Here is a 25,299-nt window from a genome sequence, read left to right on the forward strand (position 1 = left end):
CCGCTCGGCATTTCAGGCCCGCGGCACCGTGATTCTTCGGCCCGCCCCCGTCCTAGTCGGCGCCCCCCTCCACCCGTGCCAGTTCCGTTCTCATCGTCGCCCGTAGGCGCAGTGTCGTCGCCAGCCGCTGGAACGCCTCGGCCCAGTACCCCCCGGCCCCCGGAGCCGCATCCTCCCCGTCCTCCGGCGTGGCCGTCAGCGGTTCGAGACGGACGGTCTCCGCAGGGTCGAGGCACCGCTCGGCCAGCCCCATCACCCCGCTGAAGCTCCAGGGATAACTCCCGGCGTCCCGCGCGATGTTGAGCGCGTCCACCACAGCCCGCCCCAGCGGCGGAGCCCACGGCACCGCGCACACCCCGAGCAGCTGGAACGCCTCGGACAAGCCGTGCGTGGCGATGAACCCCGCCACCCACTCGGCCCGCTCCCCGCTCTCCAAGGTCGCCAGCAGCTTCGCCCGTTCGGCCAGCGACACCGCCCCCGGCCCGCCGGCCTCCGGCGTGGACGGCGCCCCCAGCAACGCCCGCGACCACCCGGGATCCCGCTGCCGCACCGCCGCCCGGCACCACGCGCCGTGCAGCTCGCCCTGCCAGTCGTCCGCGACCGGCAACGCCACGATCTCCTCCGGCGTACGCCCCCCGAACCGCGGCGACCAGGCCCCGAGCGGCGCCGCCTCCACCAGCTGGCCCAGCCACCACGACCGTTCTCCCCGGCCGGCCGGGGCCTTGGGCAGCACCCCGTCGCGCTCCATGCCGGGGTCGCACTCGTGCGGGGCCTTGACCACGATTGTGGGCGCCCCGGGGGCCGTGGACGCGCCGCCGGTGCGGTCGACGGCCACGCACGCGGTCGCCCGCTTCGCCATCCGCCGGGCGAGCGCCGAGTCCGGCAGGGCGGAGAGCAACTCCGCCGCCGTGGCACGCACGTTCCGGCTGCGGTCGGCCAACGCCGCCTCCAGGAACGGCTCGTCCGCCGCCTCCAGCCCCGTACGGAGCGTGTCGAGGAACATGAGCCGGTCCTCGGCCCGCTCCGTCGACCACGTGGACGACAGCAACGAACGTGCCGAGGCGGCGTCCCGCGCCCGTACCGCCGTGAGCAGGGCGACGCGCTCCGCGAACAGGCCCTCCTGCCACAGCTGCCCGACCCGTTCGGGCTCGCCCGGGCCGGGGAGCGCCGCGCCGCCGCCGGGCGCCGCGCGCAGGGCGAAGCGCCAGTCGGGGTTCAGCCGGGCCAGCCACAGGGCCCGCGCGCCCGCGAAGGCCAGCACGGCGGGACGCAGATCCGTACGGCCGCGGGCCGCGTCCAGCAGGGCGGGCAGGATCTCCGGAGGCGCCGCGTACCCGTAGGCGTTGGCCAATGCCAGCCATTGGGGGAGGAGTTCCATCAGATCGGGTGCCGCGCCCCGGCGTCCGCCACCGGTGCCGGGCCGGTCGGTCAGCAGCGTCGTCAGGCGGCGCGTCGCGGCCGGCGGCAGGGGCGGACGCGGGTCCGGAGCCGCCGGTACGGGCCGCGCCGCCGCCCGCACCGGCCGTATCCCCGCCCTGCGCCGTACGGTCGCCACGGCCGCCGCGTCCAACAGGGCGACCGGCGCCTCCCGGCCCGACACGGCCCCCGGGGGCGTACGCCGGTCCGTCCCGAGCAACGCGGTGGTGACCAGATCCTCCCAGGCTTGCGCGGGCGCGGCCGCCGTGGGGGAGGGAGAGCCTGTGGTCTCGGTCATGTGCGGTCCTTCCGTACGGCGACGGTGCGGTGCGGCCGAAGGGGAGCGGCGGGGCCGAGGAAGAGGACGGGCTGCCGGCCGGGCAGGCGGGGAGCGGCCGTGACGGCTGTCCCTGACGGGCCGGCAACCTCCCTGCCACAACTGCCGTGTGCCGTAGGGGTCTCGTTCCGCCGTCCGCCGTCTCGTCTCAACACAGCGCCACCGCCTGACCTGTGGGCTTCCGCGCGCCCTCTCGCTCGGCGGGCCATGCCGTCAGGGGCGTGAAGCCGTGGTGGCCGCACTCGCCGAAGACCGTGAGCGGTGCCCCGCCGGAGAGCGCGACGAGGCGCCAGAGGCCGGGGCGGGAGCGGGCGGAAGAGGTGAGAGGAAGGGCGAGATCGCTGTCGGAGTCGATCAGTTGCCAGGAGTCGCCGTCCGGGGCGGGTATCACGCGGGTGAGCGTGACCGGGTACGAGTCGAGCCACGGGTCGTCCTGGAGGGCCGTGCCGTACCGGGCCGCCGCCTCGGCCGGAGTGATGCCCGGCGGCCGTACGGAGGAGGGCCCGGGCGCGGTGAAACGCTCGCCCAGGGCCGCCCGCAACTGTCCCCCGCCGGGGTACGCCGCGACCTCCGCCTCGAAGGCCAGGCCGACCGGGAGCGACAGCTCGGGGGCGCGGCCGGCGGCTCCGTAGGAGAGGAGCAGTGCCGTACGGCCCGACCCGGTGCCGTACAGCCAGATGCGGCGGGTGGTGAGGCGGGAGTCGGAGGTGTCGTACTGGGCGAGGGTGAGCCAGTGGTCGCGGACCGGTGGGCCGTCCGGGGAGCCGGACAGGCCGATCCTGGAGCGGACCGTGGCCGCGAGGCCCTCCGGGAGGTCTTCGCGGCGCAGCCAGCCCTGGTCCAGCAGATGGAGGAGCGCGCACTCCTCCAGGAGGCGGACCGGCCAGCCCGGGCCCGAGCCCGGTATGGCGCCCAACTCCCGCACTCGAGAAGCCAGTCCGGGCGCCTGGGCGTCGACCATGCGGGCCGCCGTCTCCTCCCAGAGCGCGTATCCCGCCTGTTCCGCGGCGGCCAGACCGCCGCGGAACAGGTCGGCCAGGCGCTGTTCCAGCTCTGTCGCGCCCGCGGTGATCCGGTCGGCGCGCCGCTCGGCCCGGCGACGCGCCGCCTCGGGGTCAGCGGACGTGGCCCCAGATGCCGCGTCCGTCCTCGTCGTCCTCTCCGCTGCGCGCGTGCGGCGGCCTGCAAGCCACTGCTCCGCCCAGTCCGGCGCCTGCCCAGGAGGCACCGCGGTGTCGTCGCCCGCCCAGAGCAGGAGCAGCCCCAGCGCATGCTTGCACGGGAACTTCCTGCTCGGACAACTGCACTTGTAGGCGGGCCCGGTGGAGTCCGCGACGTCGATCACTGTCTGATACGGCTTGCTGCCACTGCCTTTGCATAGTCCCCACACCGTCCCCTCGTCCGAAGTACCCGCCGCCGACCAGGGTCCGGCCACGGCGAGTTTGCTTCCGGCTTTGCGCGACGCTGCGTCAGGTGCCAATGCCAGCACCTGCTCAGCCGTCCAGCGCACCCCCTGCTGAGTCATGTTCTGAAGGTAGATCCCACCACTGACAATTGGCTTGCGCGATCCAATTTCCCCAGGTCAGACTGGATTGTCAGTGGCGTGGTGCAGTGTGGTCAGCAGATCCGAACCGGCCGAGCTGGAGGGGGACTCAGCCATGCCTGCGTCTGCTGGAACGACCACTGTCGACCCGAGCCACAACCAGTCCGCGCCCGCGAACACACACCCGAGCGCGCACCCGGACACGCGTGAGGACGCGCGCCCGGGCACACCTCAGGACGGTGAGGTGCTGCGGGCACACGCCGAGCACGCCTACGCCCGTGAACTGACCGCGCTGGCCGCCCAGGACGACCGGCCGCGGCCGGCCCGCTGGAACCTCTCGCCGTGGGCCGTCGCCACCTATCTGCTCGGCGGGACGCTGCCGGACGGCACGGTGATCACACCGAAGTACGTCGGACCGCGCCGCATCGTCGAGGTGGCCGTCACCACGCTCGCCACCGACCGCGCGCTGCTCCTGCTGGGCGTGCCCGGCACCGCCAAGACCTGGGTCTCCGAACACCTGGCGGCGGCCGTCAGCGGCGACTCCACACTGCTGGTGCAGGGCACGGCGGGCACACCGGAGGAGGCGATCCGGTACGGCTGGAACTACGCGCAGCTGCTGGCCCACGGCCCGAGCCGTGACGCCCTCGTGCCGAGCCCTGTCATGCGGGCCATGGCGGAGGGCATGACGGCGCGGGTCGAGGAGCTGACCCGGATCCCGGCCGACGTCCAGGACACGCTGATCACGATCCTGTCCGAGAAGACGCTGCCGATACCGGAGCTGGGGCAGGAGGTGCAGGCCGTCCGCGGCTTCAACCTCATCGCCACGGCCAACGACCGCGACCGAGGGGTGAACGACCTGTCGAGCGCCCTGCGCCGCCGGTTCAACACCGTGGTGCTGCCGCTGCCGGAGAGTGCCGACGCCGAGGTCGACATCGTCTCGCGCCGCGTCGACCAGATCGGCCGGTCCCTCGACCTGCCGGCCGTGCCCGACGGCGTCGACGAGATCCGCCGCGTCGTCACGGTCTTCCGCGAGCTGCGCGACGGGGTCACCACGGACGGCCGGACGAAGCTGAAGTCGCCCAGCGGCACGCTCTCCACCGCCGAGGCGATCTCCGTCGTGACCGGCGGACTCGCCCTCGCCGCGCACTTCGGCGACGGCGTCCTGCGGCCCTCCGACGTCGCCGCCGGCATCCTCGGCGCCGTCGTCCGCGACCCCGCAGCCGACCGCGTCATCTGGCAGGAGTACCTGGAGGCGGTCGTCCGCGAGCGCGACGGCTGGACCGACTTCTACCGCGCCTGCCGGGAGGTGAGCGTGTGAGCGAGCGGGGGCAGACAGCGGCTGTGGGCGGCGGTGGCGGTCCGTTGCTGCTGGGCGTGCGGCATCACGGGCCGGGGTCGGCCCGGGCGGTGCGGGCCGCGCTGGACGCGGCGCGGCCCGGGGTGGTGCTGATCGAAGGGCCACCGGAGGCGGACGGGCTGATCCCGCTCGCGGCCGACGAGGACATGCGGCCGCCGGTCGCGCTCCTCGCCCACGCGGTCGACGAGCCCGGCCGGTCCTCCTTCTGGCCGTTCGCCGAGTTCTCCCCGGAGTGGGTGGCCATGCGCTGGGCCCTGGCCCACGGCGTACCGGCCCGCTTCATCGACCTGCCGGCCGCGCACTCGCTGGCCCGCTCGCGCGAGGAGGACGCCGACGCCGAGCCGGGGGAGTCGGCCGCGCCGCCCGGGGAGGAACCGCTCCGGGGCGACCCGCTCGCCGCGCTCGCCGAGGCCGCCGGGTACGACGACGCCGAGCGGTGGTGGGAGGACGCGGTCGAGCACCGGGGGACGGGCGGGGACGCCTTCGCGCCGTTCGCCGTGCTGGAGGAGGCCATGGGGGCGCTCCGGGAGGCGTACGGCACCGGGGGACGCGAGCGGGACCTGGTGCGCGAGGCGTACATGCGCTTGCAGGTCCGGGCCGCGCAGAAGGAGTTCGGGGACGACGAAGTGGCCGTCGTGTGCGGGGCCTGGCATGTGCCCGCGCTGCGGCAGAGGCCGACCGTGGCCGCCGACCGGGCGTTGCTGAAGGGGCTGCCCAAGGTCAGGACCGACATGACCTGGGTGCCGTGGACCAACCGGCGACTGGCCCGGGCCGGCGGATACGGCGCCGGCATCGACTCGCCGGGCTGGTACGGACACCTGTTCGGCGCGCCCGACCGCCCCGTGGAGCGGTGGCTCACCAAGGTGGCCGGACTGCTGCGCGAGGAGGACCGGATCGTCTCCTCCGCGCACGTCATCGAGGCGGTACGGCTGGCCGAGACGCTCGCCGCGATGCGCGGCCGCCCGCTGCCCGGCCTGACCGAGACCACCGACGCCGTACGCGCGGTGATGTGCGACGGCTCGGACGTACCGCTGTCGCTGGTGCGGGACCGGCTGATCGTCGGGGACGTGCTGGGGGAGGTGCCGGAGTCCGCGCCGGCGGTGCCGTTGCAGCGGGACCTCACCCGGCTCCAGCGGCGGCTGCGGCTCAAGCCGGAGGCGCTGGAGCGGGAGTTGGAGCTCGACCTGCGGAAGGAGAACGACGCCGAGCGCAGCCGGTTGCTGCACCGACTGCGGCTGCTCGGCGTGGCCTGGGGCGAGCCGGCCACCTCGCGCGGCAGCACGGGCACGTTCCGGGAGACCTGGCGGCTGCGCTGGGAGCCCGAACTGTCCGTGCGCGTCGCCGAGGCCGGGGTCTGGGGCACCACCGTGCTCGCCGCGACCACCGCGAAGGCCGAGGCGGACGCCGTCACGGCCCGCTCCCTCGCCGATATCACCGGCCTCGCCGAGCACTGCCTCCTCGCGGAACTCCCGGACGCCCTGCCCGTGGTGATGCGCGTCCTCGCCGACCGCGCCGCCCTCGACACCGACGTCGGCCACCTGGCCCAGGCGCTCCCGGCCCTCGTCCGCTCCCTCCGCTACGGCGATGTCCGCGCCACCGACACCCGCGCGCTGGCCGAGGTCGCCGCCGGGCTCGCGGAGCGCGTCTTCGTCGGGCTGCCGCCCGCGTGCGCCGCGCTCGACGCGGAGGCCGCGCAGGAGATGCGCCGCCATGTCGACGCCGTGCACGGTGCGGTGGGGCTCCTGGGGGACGCCGTGCAGGGCGAACCGGCGGCACGGGGTGGCCTGCGGTCCCGCTGGCACTCGGTGCTCCATGTCCTGTCGGTCCGGGACACGGTGCCCGGTGTCGTCCGAGGGCGGGCCGTACGACTCCTGCTGGACGACGGGGCGTTGGCGCAGGACGAGGCGGCCCGGCTCATGGGGCTCGTGCTCTCGCCGGGTACGGCACCGGGCGACGCGGCGGCCTGGATCGAGGGCTTCGTCGGCGGCGGCTCCGGCGGCGGAATGCTGCTCGTCCACGACGAACGGCTCCTGGGCCTGGTGGACGCCTGGCTGACCGGCGTGCCGGGGGACGCGTTCACGGACGTACTGCCATTGCTGCGCCGGACGTTCTCGGCGTACGAGCCGGGGGTGCGCCGCACGCTCGGCGAGCTGGTCCGCCGCGGGCCCGGCCGGCGGGTGAGTGGGGCGGCCGGCGGTGACGGCACGGCGGGTTTCGCGGACGAACTCGACAGTGACCGTGCGGATGGGGTGCTGCCGGTGGTGCGGCTGCTGCTGGGCCTGGACGACGCACCCGAGGGCACCAGGGGAGATCACGGCGACCGGGAGGACGCCGAGCGGGAGAAGACCGGCGACGACGACCTTGTGGGGGTGGCGGGATGACGAATGACGGACTGCGCGAGCCGGTGAGGGTCGTGGCGGCGATGGACGGCAGGGACGGGCACGGCCATCTGCGGGGGCACGGGCCGCGCTCGGGCGACGGGCCGACGACCGTCACGGTGATGCCTCTCTGGGTCCGGTTCCGTACGGGGGCGCGACGATGACGACAACGCGACCCGAGGTGGATGTGGCCGCCGAGCGGCTGCGGCGTTGGCGGCTCGTGCTGGGCGGGGAGTCGGCGGACGGCACCGGGTGCGCGCTCGGGGGGCGGGACGCGGCGATGGACCAGGCGTTGACCGCCCTGTACGGGAAGGGCGACAAGTCGGGGGCGGGGCAGAGCCGTTCGGCGGGGCTCGGGGCGTCGGCGCCGTCCGTGGCGCGGTGGCTGGGGGACATCCGGACGTACTTCCCCTCCTCCGTCGTCCAGGTGATGCAGCGCGACGCCATCGACCGGCTCGGACTCTCCGCGCTGCTGCTGGAGCCGGAGATGCTGGAGGCGGTCGAGGCCGACGTCCACCTCGTCGGCACGCTGCTCTCGCTGAACAAGGCCATGCCGGAGACGACGAAGGAGACCGCGCGGGCCGTCGTGCGGAAGGTCGTCGATGACCTGGAGAAACGGCTCGCGACCCGTACCCGGGCCACCCTCACCGGCGCCCTCGACCGCAGCGCCCGCGTCAACCGGCCGCGCCACCACGACATCGACTGGAACCGCACGATCGCGGCCAACCTCAAGAACTACCTGCCGGAGTACCGGACCGTCGTACCCGAGCGGCTCATCGGGTACGGCCGGGCCTCGCAGTCGGTGAAGAAGGAGGTCGTCCTCTGCATCGACCAGTCGGGATCCATGGCGGCGTCCGTCGTCTACGCCTCGGTGTTCGGGGCGGTGCTGGCGTCCATGCGGTCCATCAGCACCCGGCTCGTCGTCTTCGACACGGCCGTCGTCGACCTCACCGACCAGCTCGACGACCCGGTCGACGTCCTCTTCGGCACCCAACTCGGCGGCGGCACCGACATCAACAGGGCCCTGGCGTACTGCCAGTCGCAGATCACCCGGCCCGCGGACACCGTCGTCGTGCTGATCAGCGACCTCTACGAGGGCGGCATACGCGACGAGATGCTGAAGCGGGTGGCGGCGATGAAGGCGTCGGGGGTGCAGTTCGTGACGCTGCTCGCCCTCTCCGACGAGGGCGCGCCGGCCTACGACCGCGAGCACGCGGCGGCCCTCGCGGCGCTCGGCGCACCCGCGTTCGCCTGCACGCCCGACCTCTTCCCGGAGGTGATGGCGGCGGCGATCGAGAAGCGGCCGCTGCCGATACCGGACCGTGCGTGAACGGGGGCGCGGGTGGTGACGGCGACCGCGACCGTCGCGGCAGGCGGTAACCGGACAAGGGAGGTTGAAAAGCGGACATGAGAACGCGGCGGTGACAGGGGGGTTGCGCGACGTACGGCGTCCCGTGCGAGGATCAGCGACACTTCACAGCCTTCACACGGTTGTTCGCATCTCGTGCATGTTCACCCCGTACTCCGCCGTTCCACCGCACCGGAGGATCTTCCCGTCGTGACCTCAGCGACCCCGCTTCCCGGCGCTGGTGCCGGTGCGGCCCTGCGCGGGGCCGCCGGGTGCCGTCTGGTGCGGGTGGCGCTGTTGTTGGGTGGACTGTTCGTGCTGGGCGTTCTGTGCGGGGAGCGGGCGAACGCCGCTGACGGGGCACCGACTTCGCCGCCACCGCTCACCGCCGTCACCAGCCACGTCCTGCGGCCGGCCACCGGGTTCGAGGACCGACCGGTCGCCGAGCACGCCGCACGGCCGGTCACCGAAACCCCGGTACAGCCGGCGCCTGAGCAAGCTGTACGGCGGTCCGTGACCGAGGGAGCCGTGGAGCCGGTCGTGCAGGTGACCGAAGGTGTCGCCGTGCCCGTCACCGAGGGCGTCGTCGTGCCGGTGGGGGACCTCGTCGAGTCGGTGACCGAAGGGCTGGGCGGAGTGACGTCGCAGCTGCCGTCGGTGAGTCTGCCGTCGCTCCCCGGAGTGGTGCCGGGGCTTCCTGAGGTGCCGCGGTCGCCGGAGCTTCCGAATCTTCCGGGTCTTCCGGGGGTGCCCGGGTGGAGCACCTTGCCGGTGGAGTCGCTGCCCGTCGGCGAGGTGCCGCAGGAGTCGGGGCCGACGGAGGCCGAGAAGCCGGACCAGGTCCCGGACGCTGACGGCGGGCGTGACGACGCACGGGTCTCCGGCCCGGTCGCCGGTCCGGTACCCGTCGCGTACGGGCCGACCGTCGGGGTCGGCGGTGCGGTGGCTGTGCCGGCACCCCATCGGACCGCCACCGACGCAGGCGCCGGCGCCGGCGATCAGCCCGGCGTGCGTGCGCCCGTGCGGCAGAGCCAGGACGGGCTTCCGACGGGCGCCCTCGGCCGGCACTCCGCCGTCGACAACGGTGGGCCGCGGCACGCCGAGCCGCACGCCCTCGCCGCCCTCCCGCACACACCACTGAGCCTCGTGCCCGGCGCTCCCGTGGCCGACGCCGCGGGCGGGACCCGGGAGCGGCACCGGGACGTCCCCGTCTTCCCCGGCTAGGGGACGGGCTCCACTCCGCCGGGCCCGGGGCTCCGCGCGGGCCGATCACGTCCGCCGCCCGGACCACCAAGAGGCGGAAACGACGTCACCGGCCGCGCCCGCGCCCGCACAGGTCACCCCGATCCCCTTTCGCGCACCGCGCGCCCCTATGCCGTAGCGGCCCTACGCCTCAGCGCCCCTACGCCGTAGAGACCTCCAGGTCCGTAGGGGACGCGGTCACAGTCGACCGACCCTCGGGCGGATACCCGGACGGCCGAAAGCCGTCGGCCCGGTCCGGGCGGATGCCGGGGGCGGTGACGGTCGGTCCCCCTTGGGGAGGAGATCGTCCGTCGGGGCCCTTCGACGTAGATGAAGGGCCCTCAGGGACCTCACCGGACGTACCCCCGTTCGGTGAGGTCCCGCACGCGCGGCACGCCGTGCCAGTGAGCGCGGCATCATGTGACAGGTATCACCGCTCAGGTGTGACCCGCGATTTAGGGGGCTCCCGGAAGCAGCGATAACCTGCGAGACGGACATGCCGCGCGCTCGGACACCGTGTGCGCCTCCCTTGTGACTCTCGGCGGATGTCACGTTGCCCTTCGCGGCACGCCCACGCATAAGACGAACCGCGATCACTGATAGGGACGGAAGCGCGTGGACCTGTTCGAGTACCAGGCGAGGGACCTCTTCGCCAAGCACGGTGTACCGGTGCTGGCCGGTGAAGTCATCGACACGCCTGAGGCGGCGCGCGAGATCACCGAGCGACTGGGCGGCAAGTCTGTCGTCAAGGCTCAGGTGAAGGTCGGTGGTCGAGGCAAGGCCGGCGGCGTCAAGCTCGCCGCCACCCCGGACGAGGCTGTCGCCCGTTCGACGGACATTCTCGGGATGGACATCAAGGGCCACACGGTCCACAAGGTGATGATCGCCGAGACCGCTCCGGAGATCGTCGAGGAGTACTACGTCTCCTACCTCCTCGACCGCACCAACCGCACCTTCCTCTCCATCGCCTCCGTCGAGGGCGGCATGGAGATCGAGGAGGTGGCGGTCGAGCGCCCCGAGGCCGTCGCCAAGACGCCCATCGACGCCAACGTCGGTGTGACCCCCGAGGTCGCCCGTGGCATCGTCGAGGCCGCCAACTTCCCGGCCGAGGTCGCCGACAAGGTCGCCGACATCCTCGTCACCCTGTGGAAGACCTTCATCGAGGAGGACGCCCTCCTCGTCGAGGTCAACCCGCTGGCGAAGGTCGCCTCCGGCGATGTCATCGCCCTCGACGGCAAGGTCTCCCTGGACGAGAACGCGGACTTCCGCCACCCCGACCACGAGGAGCTCGTCGACCACGCGGCCGCGAACCCCCTCGAGGCCGCGGCCAAGGAGAAGAACCTCAACTACGTCAAGCTCGACGGTGAGGTCGGCATCATCGGCAACGGCGCGGGTCTCGTCATGAGCACCCTGGACGTCGTCGCCTACGCCGGTGAGAACCACGGCGGCGTCAAGCCCGCCAACTTCCTCGACATCGGCGGTGGCGCCTCCGCCGCCGTCATGGCGAACGGCCTGGAGATCATCCTCGGCGACCCGGACGTCAAGTCCGTCTTCGTCAACGTCTTCGGTGGCATCACCGCGTGTGACGAGGTCGCCAACGGCATCGTGCAGGCGCTGCAGCTCCTGAAGGACAAGGGCGAGGAAGTCACCAAGCCCCTCGTCGTCCGCCTGGACGGCAACAACGCCGAGCTGGGTCGCAAGATCCTCTCCGACGCCAACCACCCGCTGGTGCAGCGCGTGGACACCATGGACGGCGCGGCCGACAAGGCCGCCGAGCTCGCGGCTGCGAAGTAAGGGAAGAGGGACAGAACAGCCATGGCTATCTTCCTGAACAAGGACAGCAAGGTCATCGTCCAGGGCATGACCGGTGCCACGGGCATGAAGCACACCAAGCTCATGCTGGCCGACGGCACGAACATCGTCGGTGGCGTGAACCCCCGCAAGGCGGGCACGAGCGTCGATGTCGACGGCAACGAGATCCCGGTCTTCGGCACCGTCGCCGAGGCGATCGAGAAGACGGGCGCGAACGTATCCGTCCTCTTCGTGCCGCCGGCCTTCGCCAAGGCCGCCGTCGTCGAGGCCATCGACGCCGAGATCCCGCTCGCGGTCGTCATCACCGAGGGCATCGCGGTCCACGACTCGGCCGCGTTCTACGCGTACGCCGTGTCGCAGGGCAACAAGACCCGGATCATCGGCCCGAACTGCCCGGGTCTGATCACCCCCGGTCAGTCGAACGCCGGCATCATCCCCGGTGACATCACCAAGCCGGGCCGCATCGGTCTGGTCTCGAAGTCCGGCACGCTGACGTACCAGATGATGTACGAGCTGCGGGACATCGGCTTCTCGTCGGCCGTCGGCATCGGTGGCGACCCGGTCATCGGTACGACGCACATCGACGCGCTCGCCGCGTTCGAGGCCGACCCCGACACCGACCTGATCGTGATGATCGGTGAGATCGGTGGCGACGCCGAGGAGCGTGCCGCCGACTTCATCAAGGCCAACGTGAAGAAGCCGGTCGTCGGTTACGTCGCCGGGTTCACCGCGCCCGAGGGCAAGACCATGGGCCACGCCGGCGCCATCGTGTCCGGGTCCTCCGGTACGGCCGCCGCCAAGAAGGAGGCCCTGGAGGCCGCCGGCGTCAAGGTCGGCAAGACGCCGACCGAGACGGCGAAGCTCGCGCGCGAGATCCTCAACGGCTGATCCTCGGCTCGGCCGAGCCTGCTGTGGGCCCGCACCCCTGTCCGGGGTGCGGGCCCACTGGCGTGTCCGGGCGCTGTTCGGCCGCGCGCAGCCGCGCCGCTCAGTCGGCCTCCGGTCAGCGGGCCTCCGCTCAGAGGGCCTGCGGGCGGTGGACTTCCGGTCAGTGCGCTTCGGGGTGCAGGCGTTCCGGGCCGGCCGTCGCCTCCGATCTGAGCTTGGCGCGGAGCTTCTGCTCGGTCTTGGAGAGGGGGCCCGGGGCCGCTCTCGGGGGGATGCCCTGGACCGGGGCGCCCGGGGGGACCGGGGGCTCGTAGTGGTCGGGGGCGGTGTGGAGGGTGAGGGCGGTGGTGGTGAGCAGCAGGGTGGTGAAGGCGATCGCGGCGTGGATCCAGCGCCGGGCCCGCAGATCGGCCCGGGCGCGGAGGGCGAGCGGCTTGGTCGGGCCGGGGCGGACGTCGGCGGGGAGCGCGGCGAGGAGGCGGTTGAGGTCGTCGGGGGCGACCGGCTGGGGGAGGCGTGCGGTGACGGCCGCTCGGGCGTAGAGGAGGCGGCCGGCCGCGGCGGGTGTGCTGGCCTCCGTCTCGGCGGCCGTGTCGGGCAGGTCCAGGCCCACGCCGTCGTAGAGGAGCAGGGTCCGGCGGTACGGGGGCGGCAGTTCCAGGAGGGCGGTCAGCAGGGCGCGGCCGGTGGGGTCGGCCGGCGGTGGTTCGCGGCGCGGGAACGGGCGGGGGTGCACACGGCGCCAGGGGGAGAGGGCGTAGTCGTGGGCCGCGGCCCGCACCCAGCCCGCCGGGTCGCGGTCGACCGCCACCTCCGGCCAGCGGTGCCAGGCGAGCTGGAAGGCACGCTCCACGGCCTCCCGGGCGAGCCGACGCTGCCCGGTGAGCAGATAGGTCTGCTGTACGAGGGCGGGGGCGCAGTACGCGTAGAGCGCGTCGAAGGCCTGGGCGGGCGTCAGGCGGGGCCGGGCCGGGGTCGCGGCCGGATCGACGGTGTCGGGGCCGGTGCCCAGAGGCTGCTGGTACCACTCGGTCCCGCGCTGGGCGAACGGCTCATCGGTTCCGGTTCCGGGACCGGCCCCGGGCGCGGTCACCGGATCGCCTCCCGCCGTAGCGGCCTCCGTCGGACCCATCCGCGTACGAAAAAACACATAAGCACATATTGGGCGACACGTGCAGGAAACGTCCGTTACGCCGGTAAAGCGCGTGTCGTTGGGAGCATGGCCGACGTGACGCACGCGACCGACCCGAACGACCCGACCGCGGGGCCGGGCCACCCCTCCGACCACGGCTGGCACGCCTCCTCCACGGCACCCGGGGTGCCCCTGAGGCAGGGGGCGCCGACGGCGTCCCTGTACTCGTCGTCGCCGCGCTCGCCGCTGTCGCCGTTGCTGCGGCGGGCCCGTCGCCGGTCGTCCAAGCTGGTCTCAGGGGTGCTGGGCGGGGCCCTCGCGGCGGGCCTCGGATGTGCGGTGTTCACCGCGCTCGTGACCGTGCTGTGGATCAGTTCGCCGTACCCGGACAGCGGGCCCGGCGGGGCGCTGCACGTGGCGGCGGCCCTGTGGCTGCTCTCCCACGGGGTGGAACTCGTCCGCACCGACACGCTCTCCGGCGCCCCCGCCCCGGTCGGGCTCGTCCCCCTCCTCCTGCTCACGCTGCCGGTGGTCCTGCTGCACCGTTCGGCCCGCGACCACGCGGGGGACGGCTCCGGGGTGAGCGCACGGGCGACCTGGGCCGGACTCGTCATCGGGTACGCCGCCGTCGGTGCGGTGGTCACGCTGTACGCCTCCGGAGGCGTGCTGCGCCCTTCGTGGCTGTGGGCCGCGCTCTGCGTGCCCCTGCTGGCGGCGCTCGCGGCGGGCACGGGGGTGTGGGCCGCACGCGGGCGCTCTCGGCTGCCCCTGCCCGCGCTCCTCGGAGGCGCCCCGGGGACCGAAGGCCGGCGGCAGCTGGCGGCCGGCGCCTGGCGGGCCGCCGGGGCGGGGGTGCTCGTGCTGACCGGCGGGGGTGCCCTGCTGGTGGCGGTGTCCCTGGTCTGGCACGGAGCGGCGACCCGTGACTCCTTCCTTCAGCTCACCGAGGGGCTGTCCGGGCGGTTCGCCGTCCTGCTGCTCTGCGTCGCCCTCGTCCCGAACGCGGCGCTGTGGGCGGCGGCGTACGCGCTCGGCCCCGGGTTCGTGCTGAGCGCCGGGCACACCGTCGCGCCGCTGAGCGCGGCCGCTCCCGCCGCGTTCCTGCCGTCCTTCCCGTTGCTCGCCGCCGTTCCGGCGGGCGGGGGTGCGCCGGTGTACTGGGTGGTGGGGGCGGTGCCGTTCGCCGCGGGGGTGACGGTCGGGTGGTTCATCGCGGCGCGGGCCGCCGCCGACCGGTCGGCGCGGTGGTCCGCGCGGCGTACGGCCGCCGCGGCTCTCCTCGCCGCGCTGCTGTGCGCCGCCGCGGTCGCCCTCCTCACCCACCTGGCGGGTGGCCCCCTCGGTGTCGCCGCGCTCACCGACTTCGGCCCCGTGGGGTGGCGAGCGGGCGGCGCGGCCGGCGCGTGGGTGGGCGCGGTGGGGATCCCGGTCGCACTCACGGCCCGCTGGGCACGGACACGCGCCCCCAAGCCCACGGCTACCGCGTCTACGACGGGGCGGCGTACGGGTGCGGGGGTGCCGGGGGCCAGGGGGGTTGGTGGGGCGAGTGCGGCGAGTGTGACGGCGGGGGACGGGGCTGGGCGGGAGAAGGCGGGGGCGCCGGGGGCCGAGTGTGGTCGGCCGAGTGCGGTGGAGAAGAAGAGGGTTGAGGCCGGGAGGGAGAGGGGGCCCGAGGTCAAGGCCGGGCGGGAGTCGGTGTCGGGCGTGCCAGGGGGCGAGACGGGTCGGGAGTCGGTTCTGGGGGCGCCGGGGGTCGAGACGGGGCGGGATGGGACCGTGGGGATGCCTGCGGTTGAGCCGCGGACCACGACCGCTTCCACGCCCGCCGCCGTCTCCGAGGCCTCCGCTGACTCAAGCCCCGATGATGGTTCCGGCGGGGGTCCGCGGCCCCGCGGAGGCCTTGACGCCGGGCCACAGGCCGGCCCCTCCGACGCCGTCGCGCCGTACGACGCCCTCGACCCGTACGCCCACAGGTCCGCGACCCCCTCCACCCCGCCCGTCTGGGACCCGGCTTCCCGCGAGGCGCGCTGGGCGGCGTTGCGCGAGGCGTTGACGGCCCGGATCGAAGGCGAACGGGGTCCCGAGCCGGCCCTGCTCCCAGAGCGTGCCTCGGGCCCGAGCCCCACCCCCGCATCAGGGCCCACCCCCGCATCAGGCCCCGACCCCGGCCCGGGCCCCGTACCCGACCCCGGCCCCGTACCCGCCACCGGCTCGTCGTCCGGCGGCTCGGCGGGGGCCGACACCGGTGCCCAGGACCCTTCCGAGGGCGCCGTCTGACAAGGCGAAGGCGCCGCCCGGGTGTATCGGCGGCGCCTTCGTGGGCGTATCGGCTGGTGTTCCGGGCGGCTACTGCGCGCCCAGTACCTCCCGCAGCGGGCCCTCCGGGAGGAGGTCCTTGCAGGACTTGGCGGAGACCGTGGTGAGGGAGTCGTCGACGCAGGTGTAGTAGTCGCTGTAGACGAACTGGGCCGTGAAGGTGACGGCGACGATCGCGAGGGCCAGCGTGGAGGTCACCAGGCCGCTGATGGCCGCCGTCCGCTGGGGGCGACCGCTCGGCTCGGGCGCCGCCGGGCGTGACGGATCCGGCGTGGACGGCTTGGCGCGCAGCGCGCTCACCGCCCAGTACACGGCCAGCGAACCGAGCAGCAGGGCCACGTACGGCCAGGCGAAGAGCGCGAAGAAGAAGGCCCACATGCCGCAGAGCAACGAGTACCGTGCGCGGCGCTGGGTCGGGTCCGTCGGGTCCCAGCGGAGCCCGCTGCCGGGTCCGCCCTCCGGGCCCTGGCCGGAACCGCCGGGCCCACCCGGTCCGCCCTGGCCACCGGGGCGCTCACCGAAGTGTCCGCCGGACGAGCGGCCGGGCTGCCGGTCGCTCCACTGACTGCCCCACGGCGAGTGACCACCGCCGCGCCCCGCTCCGTCGTCGGAACCCCGGCCGTCGGGTCGGCGCGGCCGCCACGGCCGGTCGGGCGCGCCCTCGGGCGGCGGCGCGAACGGATTGTCGTCCGAAGAGCCTGAACCCTGGCCCCGCCCGGGCTGCCCGGACTCGGGGGTGTCCTCGCTCTCGCGCGGAGGCGTGGGCGAGGAACTCCGCTCGCGCAGCAGGAGCGAAGGAAGGCGGAGGCTGCGGTCCGGCATCAGGAGTGAGTCTTCCCCTTGGTGAGTACGGCGATGAGTCAGCGGTGCGTCAGCGGTGCGTCAGCGGTGCGTCAGCGGTGCGTCAGCGGTGAAGTCTGGTGCGAGAGGCTGGTGGGAGCGGCTGGTGGTGAAATCTATTGGTAGGGCATGAGCTGTCACTCCGTGAACGCCCCGCACACCGACCGCGTTCCCGAGCCCACTCCCGGCAGACGCTACCTCCCGGCCACGCCCCCGTCCCACGGGGGCCGTCCGATGTGCCGGTATCGTTGCTGCCGGTCGGCCGCTTCGTAGGGTTCCCCGTATCGGGGGACGCGAAGCATTCGTATGAATGCACAAGCGCGCAGTACCCGTATCACCCGAAGAACCCGTAGAAAGGGCCCCACCGTGGCCGCCAAGCCCGTGGCCAAGCGCCTCGTCGTGCTGGTCTCCGGATCCGGCACCAACCTCCAGGCGCTGCTGGACGCCATCGCGACGACCGGCGCCGAGGCCTACGGCGCCGAGATCGTGGCCGTCGGAGCCGACCGCGGCGGCGTCGAGGGGCTCGCCCGCGCCGAGCGCGCCGGACTGCCGACCTTCGTCTGCCGGGTCAAGGATCACGAGACGCGCGAGCAGTGGGACGCGGCCCTCGCCGAGGCCGTCGCCGCGTACGAGCCCGATCTCGTCGTCTCCGCCGGGTTCATGAAGATCGTGGGGAAGGAGTTCCTGGCGCGGTTCGGCGGTCGGTTCGTCAACACCCACCCGGCTCTCCTCCCCAGTTTCCCCGGGGCCCACGGCGTGCGGGACGCGCTCGCCTACGGCGCCCGGGTCACCGGCTGCACCGTCCACTTCGTCGACGACGGCGTCGACACCGGACCGATCATCGCGCAGGGCGTGGTGGAGATCCGGGACGAGGACGACGAGAGCGCTCTGCACGAGCGCATCAAGGAAGTCGAGCGAAGGCTGCTCGTCGATGTCGTGGGGCGGCTCGCCCGCAACGGCTATCGCATTGAGGGACGAAAGGTAGTTATCCAGTGACCGCCGAGAGCAACGCCAAGCGGGCCATTCGCCGCGCGCTTGTCAGCGTCTACGACAAGACCGGCCTCGAGGACCTCGCGCGCGGGCTGCACGAGGCCGGTGTCGAGCTCGTCTCCACCGGCTCCACGGCCGCGAAGATCGCCGCCGCCGGCGTCCCCGTCACCAAGGTCGAGGAGCTCACCGGCTTCCCCGAGTGCCTGGACGGCCGGGTCAAGACCCTGCACCCCAGGGTCCACGCGGGCATCCTCGCCGACCTCCGGCTGGAGGACCACCAGCGCCAGCTCGCCGAGCTGGGCGTCGAGCCGTTCGACCTCGTCGTCGTGAACCTCTACCCGTTCCGGGAGACCGTCGCCTCCGGGGCCACCCCCGACGAGTGCGTCGAGCAGATCGACATCGGCGGCCCCTCGATGGTCCGCGCCGCCGCCAAGAACCACCCCTCCGTCGCGGTCGTCACCAGCCCCGCCCGGTACGCGGACGTCCTCGGCGCGGTCAAGGACGGCGGCTTCGACCTCTCCACCCGCAAGCGGCTGGCGGCCGAGGCCTTCCAGCACACGGCCGCGTACGACGTCGCCGTGGCCTCCTGGTTCGCGTCGTCCTACGCGCCCGCCGACGACTCGCAGTTCCCCGACTTCCTCGGGGCCACCTGGGAGCGCGCGCACACCCTGCGCTACGGCGAGAACCCGCACCAGCCGGCCGCGCTGTACGTCTCCGGCACCGGCGGTCTCGCCGAGGCCGAGCAGCTGCACGGCAAGGAGATGTCGTACAACAACTACACGGACACGGACGCCGCGCGCCGTGCCGCGTACGACCACGACGAGCCCGCCGTCGCGATCATCAAGCACGCCAACCCCTGCGGTATCGCGGTCGGCGCGGATGTCGCCGAGGCGCACCGCAAGGCCCATGCCTGCGACCCGCTCTCCGCGTTCGGCGGTGTGATCGCCGTCAACCGGCCGGTGAGCAAGGAGATGGCGGAGCAGGTCGCGGAGATCTTCACCGAGGTCATCGTCGCGCCCGACTACGAGGAGGGGGCCCTGGAGGCCCTCGCCAAGAAGAAGAACATCCGCGTGCTGAAGGCGCCGGGCGCCCCTGCGGCCCCGGTGGAGCTGAAGCCCGTCGACGGCGGTGCGCTGCTCCAGGTGACCGACCGGCTCCAGGCCGACGGGGACGACCCGGCGAACTGGACCCTCGCCACCGGTGACGCCCTCTCCGCCGACGAGCTGGCCGAGCTGGCGTTCGCCTGGAAGGCCTGCCGCGCGGTGAAGTCCAACGCGATCCTGCTCGCCAAGGACGGCGCGTCGGTCGGTGTCGGCATGGGTCAGGTCAACCGCGTCGACTCCTGCAAGCTGGCGGTGGAGCGGGCCGGCGCCGAGCGCGCGCGGGGCTCGTACGTCGCCTCGGACGCCTTCTTCCCGTTCCCCGACAACATCGACGTCCTGGGCGCGGCCGGCGTCAAGGCCATCGTCCAGCCGGGCGGTTCGGTCCGTGACGAGCTGGTCGTCGAGGCCGCGCAGAAGGCCGGCATCACGATGTACTTCACGGGGACGCGGCACTTCTTCCACTGAGGTTTTCCCCTGGGGTGCGTCCCGGAAGTGCTTCGCTGAGAGCACGCTGCGCGGGGCCCGTCGGACGACGTTCCGACGGGCCCCGCGTCGTACGCGTCCACGGTGGCCGCGGCGCTACGTCGTGCCGCGCAGCGCCGCCCAGGTGTCGGGCCCCACCTGGCCGTCGACCTCCAGCCTCTTCGCGGCCTGGAACTGCTCGACCGCCGACTCCGTGTCCTTGCCGAACTTGCCGTCCACGCCCGAGCCGCCGACGCTGTAGCCGCGCTTCTGGAGCATGCACTGCACCTGTACGACGCGTTGCCCCTCGTCGCCCCGGTCGGTGAGTTCGGTACCGGAGTAGTACGTGCACTGGGAGATCCAGGCGGGGGTGGCGGGTTTCGTCGCGGTCTTGGTGGCGGTGGGGGCAGGGGTGGGTGCTGCCGCGTCGCCGTCACCGCCCGAGGAACCTTCGGCGCCGGGGGTGGGGCCGGCCGTGTCGCCTGGGGTGGCGTCCGCTGTCTCCCGTGAGGGCCCCGGGGTCGGGCTCGCCCCGTCCTTCTTCTCCTTGTCCTTCTCGGCGGAGGGCGACGGCGAGTCGGACGACCCCGGCAGGGGGGCCGCGGCCTTCCCGTCGGGCGCCGTGGTCGTACCGGCGGTCGGCGCGGCGGACGAGGCGTCCTCGACGGGCGCCCGCGTGACGAAGTACGCCCCCACGGCCACCGCGCACATCGCCAACGCGGCCACGACGGCGAAGTACGCCCCCTTGCGCCGCCGGGGTGCCACCGACGTGACGGTGGGCCCCTGGCCTCCGCCCCAGGTCGGCGGCGCTCCGTACTGGCCGGGCGCCGGCGCGTGCGGCCCGTACTCCCCGCCTCCGCCTTCGCCGGACGGCGGGGCTCCGTACGCCGAGGCCGACGTCGGCGGCCCATACGTCCCGGCCGACGCCGGGACTCCGTACGCAACGGGAGGCGTCGAGGCTCCGTACGCCCCGGCCGGGGTGGGGGTTCCGTACGCCGTGGCCGGCGGCGTCGGGGGCCCGTACGTCCCGGCCGGTGTCGGCCCTCCGTACGTCCCGGCCGGTGTCATTCCTCCGTACTGACCGCCCGGCGTTCCGGAGTGACCACCCGGGAGGCGGGGCGCGGGCGCTTCGACAGCCCCCGGCGCATCGGCTGCCCCCTCCGCCGGCGGGGGAGTCGAGGGCTTGTCGCGGCGGGTCGGGACGCGGAAATGGGCCGTCTCCCGGGCGGTGGCGTGGGCCAGGGACGCGCAGGACCGGCGGCGGGCGAGGAGGCGGGAGTTCAGGGGGTCGGGCCAGGGGCGGCCGGTGTCGGCGGCGGCCTCGGTGAGGTGGGCCGGGGTGGGGCGGTCGGCCGGGTTCTTGGCGAGGCAGGCGGTGAGCAGGGCGGCCAGCGCGGGGTCGGCCGAGGCCAGTTCGGACATCAGCGCCGGCTTGGGTTCCTCGAAGGCGACCCGGTGCATGACGTCGACGCCGGTGCCGTCGCCGAACGGGGCGTGGCCGGTGGCGGCGTACACGAGCGTCCCGGCGAGGGAGAAGACGTCGGAGGCGGCGTCGCAGCGGCCGTCCCTGAGGTACTCGGGCGACATGTACGCGGGCGTGCCCACCCGGCTCCCGGTGATGGTGATCGCACTGCTGTCCACCGCCTGCGAGATGCCGAAGTCGATGACGTGGACACCGTCGGCGGAGAGCAGGACGTTGGAGGGCTTGAGGTCGCGGTGGACCACCCCGGCCGCCGCCAGCGCCGACAGGGCACGGCCGAGTTCGCCCACCAGACGCCAGACCGCGGCGGGCGGCAGGGTGCCGCAGTCGCGGACCGCGTCCGTGAGGTTGAGGCCGGGCAGATACTCCGTGGCCATCCAGAGAAGTTCGCGCCCGTGCTCGTCCTCGGGCTCGAAGCCGGTGCCGAGCAGCCGGGGCGCGTACGGCGTACGGATCCGGTCGTGCACGCCCGCCTCGCGCTGGAACCGGCGCCGGAACTCCGTGTCCTCGGCGTACTCCGGCCGGATCACCTTCACCGCGGCGAGCCCGGGGGCGTCGTCGGCCGGCCGGGCCAGATACACCCGGCCCATTCCGCCGCTGCCGAGCAGCCCGAGCGGTACGTACGGCCCGAGGCGCGCGGGGTCCGACGGCCGCAGCGGGGTCGCGCCGGTCGGCTCCAGCGCGAGGTCACCCGACGCCGGGGCGTGCGGCGGCGGTCCGGGCCGCTGGTCTGACATGGGTCCCCCGGGTGGTGTTCTCTCTGGTCGTGCGCTGCCTCAACGGTCCCATGGACAACAGGAGTTGACGAGAGACTACCGCGCGGGCCCAGCCGTGTACGGCCCGCCGGAGCATGTCCGGCGGGCCGTACCGAGGGGTGGCTCGGATCAGCAGTTCTTGCTGACGACGTCCTTCCACGTCTTGCTCTTGCCCGTGTAGGACTTGCCGTTGAAGTGCACCGGCTTGCGGTGCTTCTCGGTCGGGATCCCGTTGGTCCGGTACCGCTGCTCGTAGTGCAGGTGGGCGTGGTTGCCGCTGTTCTTGCCGGTGGCGCCGACACGGCCGATCTGCTTCTTCGCGCCCACGGTCTGGCCCACCTTGACGTACTTGGTGGCGCTGTCCTTCAAGTGGTAGTACGCGGTGTACCAGCCGCCGCCGTGATTGATGATGATCATGTTGCCGGCGCCGGAGTCCTTGTAGGCCTTGACGACCTTGCCCTTGTAGCCGGGGTAGACGGGCTTCCCGGAGGAGCCGGTGTTCCCCTTCACCACCATGTCGATGGCCGGGTTGTGGCCCCAGGTGTCGATCCGCCAGTGCGTGTTGCACTTGAACGGCATCTGGAACCTCGGCTTGGCCGCCGCCGCCACGTCACCCGCGGCGGACGCGGACGTGGACGCCGGTGCGGCCGTGGCCGAACCCCCGGCCGTCAGGCCGAAGGAGAGCGCCACGGCGGTCGCGGCGAGCGCGACGGCCGTCCTGCGCCGTGCGGGCGTGCCGGTGGCCGTCGCGGTTGTCGTTGTCGTCGTCATCTTTTCCCCGTTTCCCCGTGTTCCCCGTGGTGTTCTCGTGGTTCTCGTGGTGCGCGTGATTCGTGTTGCTGTCGTGCTGTCGTGCTGTTCGCTGCGAACGCCTCAAGCATCCGGGGCCGGCCCGCGTCCCGGTACCTCGAAGGTCATAGGGTCGGCCGGTCTGTGGTCCGTCGTTCAGCACGACTCCACCCACTCGTGGGAGCGGAGCACCAGGCCGGCCGGGTAGTCGACCTTGGCGTTCTCCTGGACGCAGCCGAACGGTTCCTCGCGGTTCGGCTCGCGGAACAGTTCGACGTCGGCGTGCGGGTCGCCGGAGTAGCCGTTGTTGAAGACCGACCTGGGCCGGGTGTCCTTCGCCCAGTCGCAGGTGATGATCCCGCCCAGCCAGTCGTCGTCGTACTCGTACCAGGCGCACATCTCGCCCTGTCCGTCCGCCTCGGTGAAGAAGCAGACATCACCCCGGTCGCAGCGCTCGTAGCCCTGCGGGGCCGGTTCGCGCAGGGCCAGCAGGCCGGCCGTGGCGAGGGACACGACCGTGAGCGCGGCCAGGCCGCCGAGGAGGGCCGGATGGGGGCCGCGCCTCGGCCGCAGGCGGGGGAGGCGCGGGGAGCGTGCCGCCCCGGCCGCCGTCTCGACGCGGCGGAGCAGGGACGACGCGGTGTGCGGGGCACGGGCGGCGTGGGTCGGGGCCAGACAGTCGGTGACGATCTGCCGCCAGGGGCCGGGCAGTTCGGGGGAGAGCCGTAGCTCCTCGCGGCCGCTCGCGTAGCGCAGGACGGCGTCCCGCCGGGCGGGCGGGGCGGCTCCGGGGAAGGGCGGACCGCCGGTCAGGACGAGGTGGGCTAGGACGCCGAACGCCCAGATGTCGGCGGTCGGACGGGTCCGGTGCCCGTGCTCGCCGACCTCGGCCCAGAGCAGCTCGGGCGGGCTGTAGTCGGGAGTGCTGAACGCCGGGGAGTAGGCGTGGGTCCCCTCCAGTTCGGCGGCCAGGTTGAAGTCGGCGAGCCGTACCGAACCGTCCGCCATCAGCAGCACGTTGGCGGGCTTGAGGTCGCCGTGCACCCAGCCCGCGTGGTGGAGGTGGGCGAGGCCCTCGCAGATCTGGGCGAGGAGCGAGGGCCCGCCCGGCAGGGCGACGGCCCGCTGTCCCCGCGCCCGTGCGGCCAGTTGGTCGATGAACTGGTCGAGGGAGCCCTCGGCGCGTTCCAGCACGAGGACGGAGGCGCCGTCGAGCAGGGGTTCCGACGGGTCGTCCACGGTGAGCGTCTCGTACATGCGGATGAGGCGCGGACGGCGCAGCCGGAGCAGCAACTCCTTCTCCCGTTCGGCGAGTTCCTGGAGGTGGCGCAGCTGGCGCGGGGTGCGGGTGCCGGTGGGGTGGAACTTCAGGGCGGCCTCGGCGGGCAGCCCCTCGGCCGGTTCGGTGCGCCGCGCGGCGTACACCGTCCCGAAGGCCCCGGAGGCCAGCGGCTCACGGATCTCCCAGACGCCGACGCGGTACCCCTTCGGCACCGGCACGGCGTACGGCTCCCGCGCGCTCATCGGTCCGCACCGCCCTTCAGCACCGTCAGGTCGGACTCGCGGACGAGGTCGAAGCGCAGGGCCAGGGAGACCAGGCGGTCCTTCTTTCCGTTGAGGCGGGCACCGCCGGGCGGCGCGGACTCCGGGGCCGGCTTCAGCCGCAGCTTGACGGCCAGGTAGTCGATGTTCCACTGCACGGCGGTGCGGGACACCGAGGGCCAGCTGGGGCGCAGCAGTTCGACCAGTTCGTCGGCGGTGGCGAGCGCGGCGTGCGGCTCGCCGCGCAGCCGTGGGGCGCACAGGGCGGCCAGCACCTGGAAGTACCGTTTGCCCCGGTCGAGGGGGAACGCGGACGCGGTGGGCGAGCCGTCAAGGGGACCGGCCTGGTCGAGGAAGTCGTGGCGCGGGGCCCAGACGTCGAAGCTGAGCAGTTCGCTGCCCGCGGGCAGCACCACTCGCGAGAACTCGAACGGCACCGGCGCGTCCAGCCGCCCCGGCGCGACCTTGATGTGCTCGCCTGCGCCCTCCGGGTTCTCCACCACGTACGTCTGCGCGCGGCTCAGATTGCTGAGCGTCCAGTAGGCGCCCGTGGCCGTGATCTCCCCGGCCTCCCGGGACACGCCCTCGTGCGCGATGGTCAGATGCGGGGCGCCCGGCCGCCGCGTACGGCCGAAGGGCAGGGACTCGCCGGGTGCGAGCCGGACCTGTTCGCCCGGACGTCCTCCGTCGACGGGCATGGGCGCGGGCACGACGATGATGCTGTGCATGACTGGTTCCTCCCCCGAGGCAGACATGGACGCGTCAGAGTACGGGCCGGGGAGGTAAACACCACAGGTCCGGCGTATGCGGCGTTTCCATGACGTCTGCGACGGCGGCGCCTGTCCGGTGTGAACGCGCCGAAGGGCCGTGCCCCCGGTGTGCGGGGGTACGGCCCTTCGATGTGCTCGGCGGTTCAGTAGCGCGGGCGGTTGAACCACGCCTTGCCGGCCGCGTTGCCGACGAAGACGGCGATCAGGATGCCCAGCACCAGGTGGACCAGGCCGATCAGGAAGAACGGGAAGACGCCCAGGACGGCCGTGATGATGCCGAAGACCAGCGCGGCGACGCGTACGCCGTTGCCGCCGGACTTGAACTTCACGGCCAGCATGATCGCGTAGACGAGCCAGGCCACCGCGAAGACGGCGATCGCCACCATCTGGCCGGTGGGGATGTTGCCCAGCGCCTCCGCGAGGGCCGGGTCCTCGGTGCTGTCGCTGGCCGCCGCCACACCGATCGCGCCGATGCCGTACAGGAGCACGCCGACGACCTGGAGGCCGACGATGACCCAGAGCATGATGCGGGCCGCGTTCACCGTGCTGGGCATGGTCTCGGGAGCGTTCGGGTAGCCGCCGTAGCCCTGGGAGACCGGCGGGGCGGTCGGGTAGCCGTACCCCGGCTGCTGGGGCTGGTTCTGCTGCGGGTAGCCGTAGCCCTGGGCGGGCGGCTGCTGCTGGGGCTGGCCGTACGGGTTGTTCGGGTCGCCGAAGCTCATGGCGGGGTTTCCTCCGTTGCCTGGTGCGGGGACGCGCGGCACGGTTCGGAGGAATGCCCTGTTCTGGTAGTGGTCAC

Annotated in this window: 19 protein-coding genes; 10 read left to right on the plus strand and 9 right to left on the minus strand. The window is 73.5% G+C overall.

Features of this window, described 5'->3' with window-relative positions; translation table 11 throughout:
- Positions 1-52: 52 nt before the first annotated feature.
- The gene (locus HW837_RS21580) at positions 53-1,714 is read right to left on the minus strand and encodes a DUF5691 domain-containing protein (RefSeq protein ID WP_193380568.1); all 1,662 of its coding nucleotides are present in this window, start codon (positions 1,712-1,714) and stop codon (positions 53-55) included.
- Positions 1,715-1,901: 187 nt separating this feature from the next.
- Positions 1,902-3,278, minus strand: coding sequence for an SWIM zinc finger family protein (locus HW837_RS21585; protein WP_045559531.1), 1,377 nt, complete (start codon positions 3,276-3,278; stop codon positions 1,902-1,904).
- Positions 3,279-3,411: 133 nt separating this feature from the next.
- Between HW837_RS21585 and HW837_RS21590 the strand changes: the two genes are divergently transcribed.
- The 7 genes from HW837_RS21590 to sucD all read left to right on the plus strand — a co-directional run bounded on the left by HW837_RS21590 (position 3,412) and on the right by sucD (position 12,321).
- The gene (locus HW837_RS21590; RefSeq protein WP_193380569.1) at positions 3,412-4,614 is read left to right on the plus strand and encodes an ATP-binding protein; all 1,203 of its coding nucleotides are present in this window, start codon (positions 3,412-3,414) and stop codon (positions 4,612-4,614) included.
- Positions 4,611-7,034, plus strand: coding sequence for a DUF5682 family protein (locus HW837_RS21595; protein ID WP_313895558.1), 2,424 nt, complete (start codon positions 4,611-4,613; stop codon positions 7,032-7,034). The genes HW837_RS21590 and HW837_RS21595 overlap by 4 nt, the downstream gene beginning before the upstream one ends.
- Positions 7,031-7,195 carry a hypothetical protein gene (locus HW837_RS21600; RefSeq protein WP_159040924.1) on the plus strand — a complete coding sequence of 55 codons (165 nt, stop codon included), beginning with the start codon at positions 7,031-7,033 and terminating at the stop codon, positions 7,193-7,195. Before HW837_RS21595 ends, HW837_RS21600 begins: the two co-directional genes overlap by 4 nt.
- Positions 7,192-8,361 (plus strand): VWA domain-containing protein, encoded by a 1,170-nt coding sequence (locus HW837_RS21605; RefSeq protein ID WP_045559534.1) that lies wholly within the window; start codon positions 7,192-7,194, stop codon positions 8,359-8,361. The genes HW837_RS21600 and HW837_RS21605 overlap by 4 nt, the downstream gene beginning before the upstream one ends.
- 228 nt (positions 8,362-8,589) lie before the next feature.
- Positions 8,590-9,603: a hypothetical protein gene (locus HW837_RS21610; RefSeq protein WP_193380570.1), complete on the plus strand. Its 1,014-nt coding sequence runs from the start codon at positions 8,590-8,592 to the stop codon at positions 9,601-9,603.
- Between the two features lie 633 nt (positions 9,604-10,236).
- Positions 10,237-11,415 carry an ADP-forming succinate--CoA ligase subunit beta gene (gene sucC / locus HW837_RS21615; protein WP_045559536.1) on the plus strand — a complete coding sequence of 393 codons (1,179 nt, stop codon included), beginning with the start codon at positions 10,237-10,239 and terminating at the stop codon, positions 11,413-11,415.
- Positions 11,416-11,436: 21 nt separating this feature from the next.
- The gene (gene sucD, locus HW837_RS21620) at positions 11,437-12,321 is read left to right on the plus strand and encodes a succinate--CoA ligase subunit alpha (RefSeq protein ID WP_045559537.1); all 885 of its coding nucleotides are present in this window, start codon (positions 11,437-11,439) and stop codon (positions 12,319-12,321) included.
- A gap of 160 nt (positions 12,322-12,481) precedes the next feature.
- Here sucD and HW837_RS21625 read toward each other — a convergent pair whose 3' ends face one another.
- Entirely contained in the window at positions 12,482-13,453 is a 972-nt protein-coding gene (locus HW837_RS21625; RefSeq protein WP_196789449.1) for an RNA polymerase sigma factor, read from the minus strand.
- 87 nt (positions 13,454-13,540) lie between these two features.
- Here HW837_RS21625 and HW837_RS50070 point away from each other — a divergent pair, with 87 nt between their 5' ends.
- A complete protein-coding gene (locus tag HW837_RS50070; protein ID WP_196789448.1) occupies positions 13,541-15,730 on the plus strand; it encodes a cell division protein PerM in 2,190 nt (729 codons plus the stop codon).
- A gap of 69 nt (positions 15,731-15,799) precedes the next feature.
- Here the strand turns inward: HW837_RS50070 and HW837_RS21635 are convergent, their stop codons facing one another.
- On the minus strand, positions 15,800-16,591 hold the full coding sequence (locus tag HW837_RS21635; protein WP_045559539.1) for a hypothetical protein: 792 nt from the start codon (positions 16,589-16,591) through the stop codon (positions 15,800-15,802).
- Between the two features lie 384 nt (positions 16,592-16,975).
- On the opposite strand from HW837_RS21635, the gene purN reads away from it, so the two are divergent.
- Both purN and purH read left to right on the plus strand, forming a co-directional pair.
- Complete coding sequence (purN, locus tag HW837_RS21640) at positions 16,976-17,605, plus strand: phosphoribosylglycinamide formyltransferase (protein WP_060883574.1); 630 nt, start codon at positions 16,976-16,978, stop codon at positions 17,603-17,605.
- Positions 17,602-19,167: a bifunctional phosphoribosylaminoimidazolecarboxamide formyltransferase/IMP cyclohydrolase gene (purH, locus tag HW837_RS21645; protein WP_093790410.1), complete on the plus strand. Its 1,566-nt coding sequence runs from the start codon at positions 17,602-17,604 to the stop codon at positions 19,165-19,167. The genes purN and purH overlap by 4 nt, the downstream gene beginning before the upstream one ends.
- A 114-nt stretch (positions 19,168-19,281) precedes the next feature.
- On the opposite strand, the gene HW837_RS21650 is transcribed toward purH, so the two are convergent.
- The 5 genes from HW837_RS21650 to HW837_RS21670 form a co-directional block, all read right to left on the minus strand.
- Complete coding sequence (locus HW837_RS21650; protein ID WP_193380572.1) at positions 19,282-21,381, minus strand: serine/threonine-protein kinase; 2,100 nt, start codon at positions 21,379-21,381, stop codon at positions 19,282-19,284.
- 147 nt (positions 21,382-21,528) lie between these two features.
- Positions 21,529-22,170, minus strand: a complete 642-nt coding sequence (locus tag HW837_RS21655) for a M23 family metallopeptidase (RefSeq protein WP_052682953.1) — start codon at positions 22,168-22,170, stop codon at positions 21,529-21,531.
- Positions 22,171-22,344: 174 nt separating this feature from the next.
- Complete coding sequence (locus HW837_RS21660; protein ID WP_045559543.1) at positions 22,345-23,712, minus strand: protein kinase domain-containing protein; 1,368 nt, start codon at positions 23,710-23,712, stop codon at positions 22,345-22,347.
- The gene (locus tag HW837_RS21665; RefSeq protein ID WP_045559544.1) at positions 23,709-24,458 is read right to left on the minus strand and encodes a hypothetical protein; all 750 of its coding nucleotides are present in this window, start codon (positions 24,456-24,458) and stop codon (positions 23,709-23,711) included. The genes HW837_RS21660 and HW837_RS21665 overlap by 4 nt, the downstream gene beginning before the upstream one ends.
- Positions 24,459-24,643: 185 nt before the next feature.
- A complete protein-coding gene (locus HW837_RS21670) occupies positions 24,644-25,222 on the minus strand; it encodes a hypothetical protein (RefSeq protein ID WP_045559545.1) in 579 nt (192 codons plus the stop codon).
- Positions 25,223-25,299: the final 77 nt, after the last annotated feature.

This window comes from Streptomyces caniscabiei (assembly GCF_014930365.1).
In the GTDB taxonomy this organism is placed as follows: domain Bacteria; phylum Actinomycetota; class Actinomycetes; order Streptomycetales; family Streptomycetaceae; genus Streptomyces; species Streptomyces caniscabiei.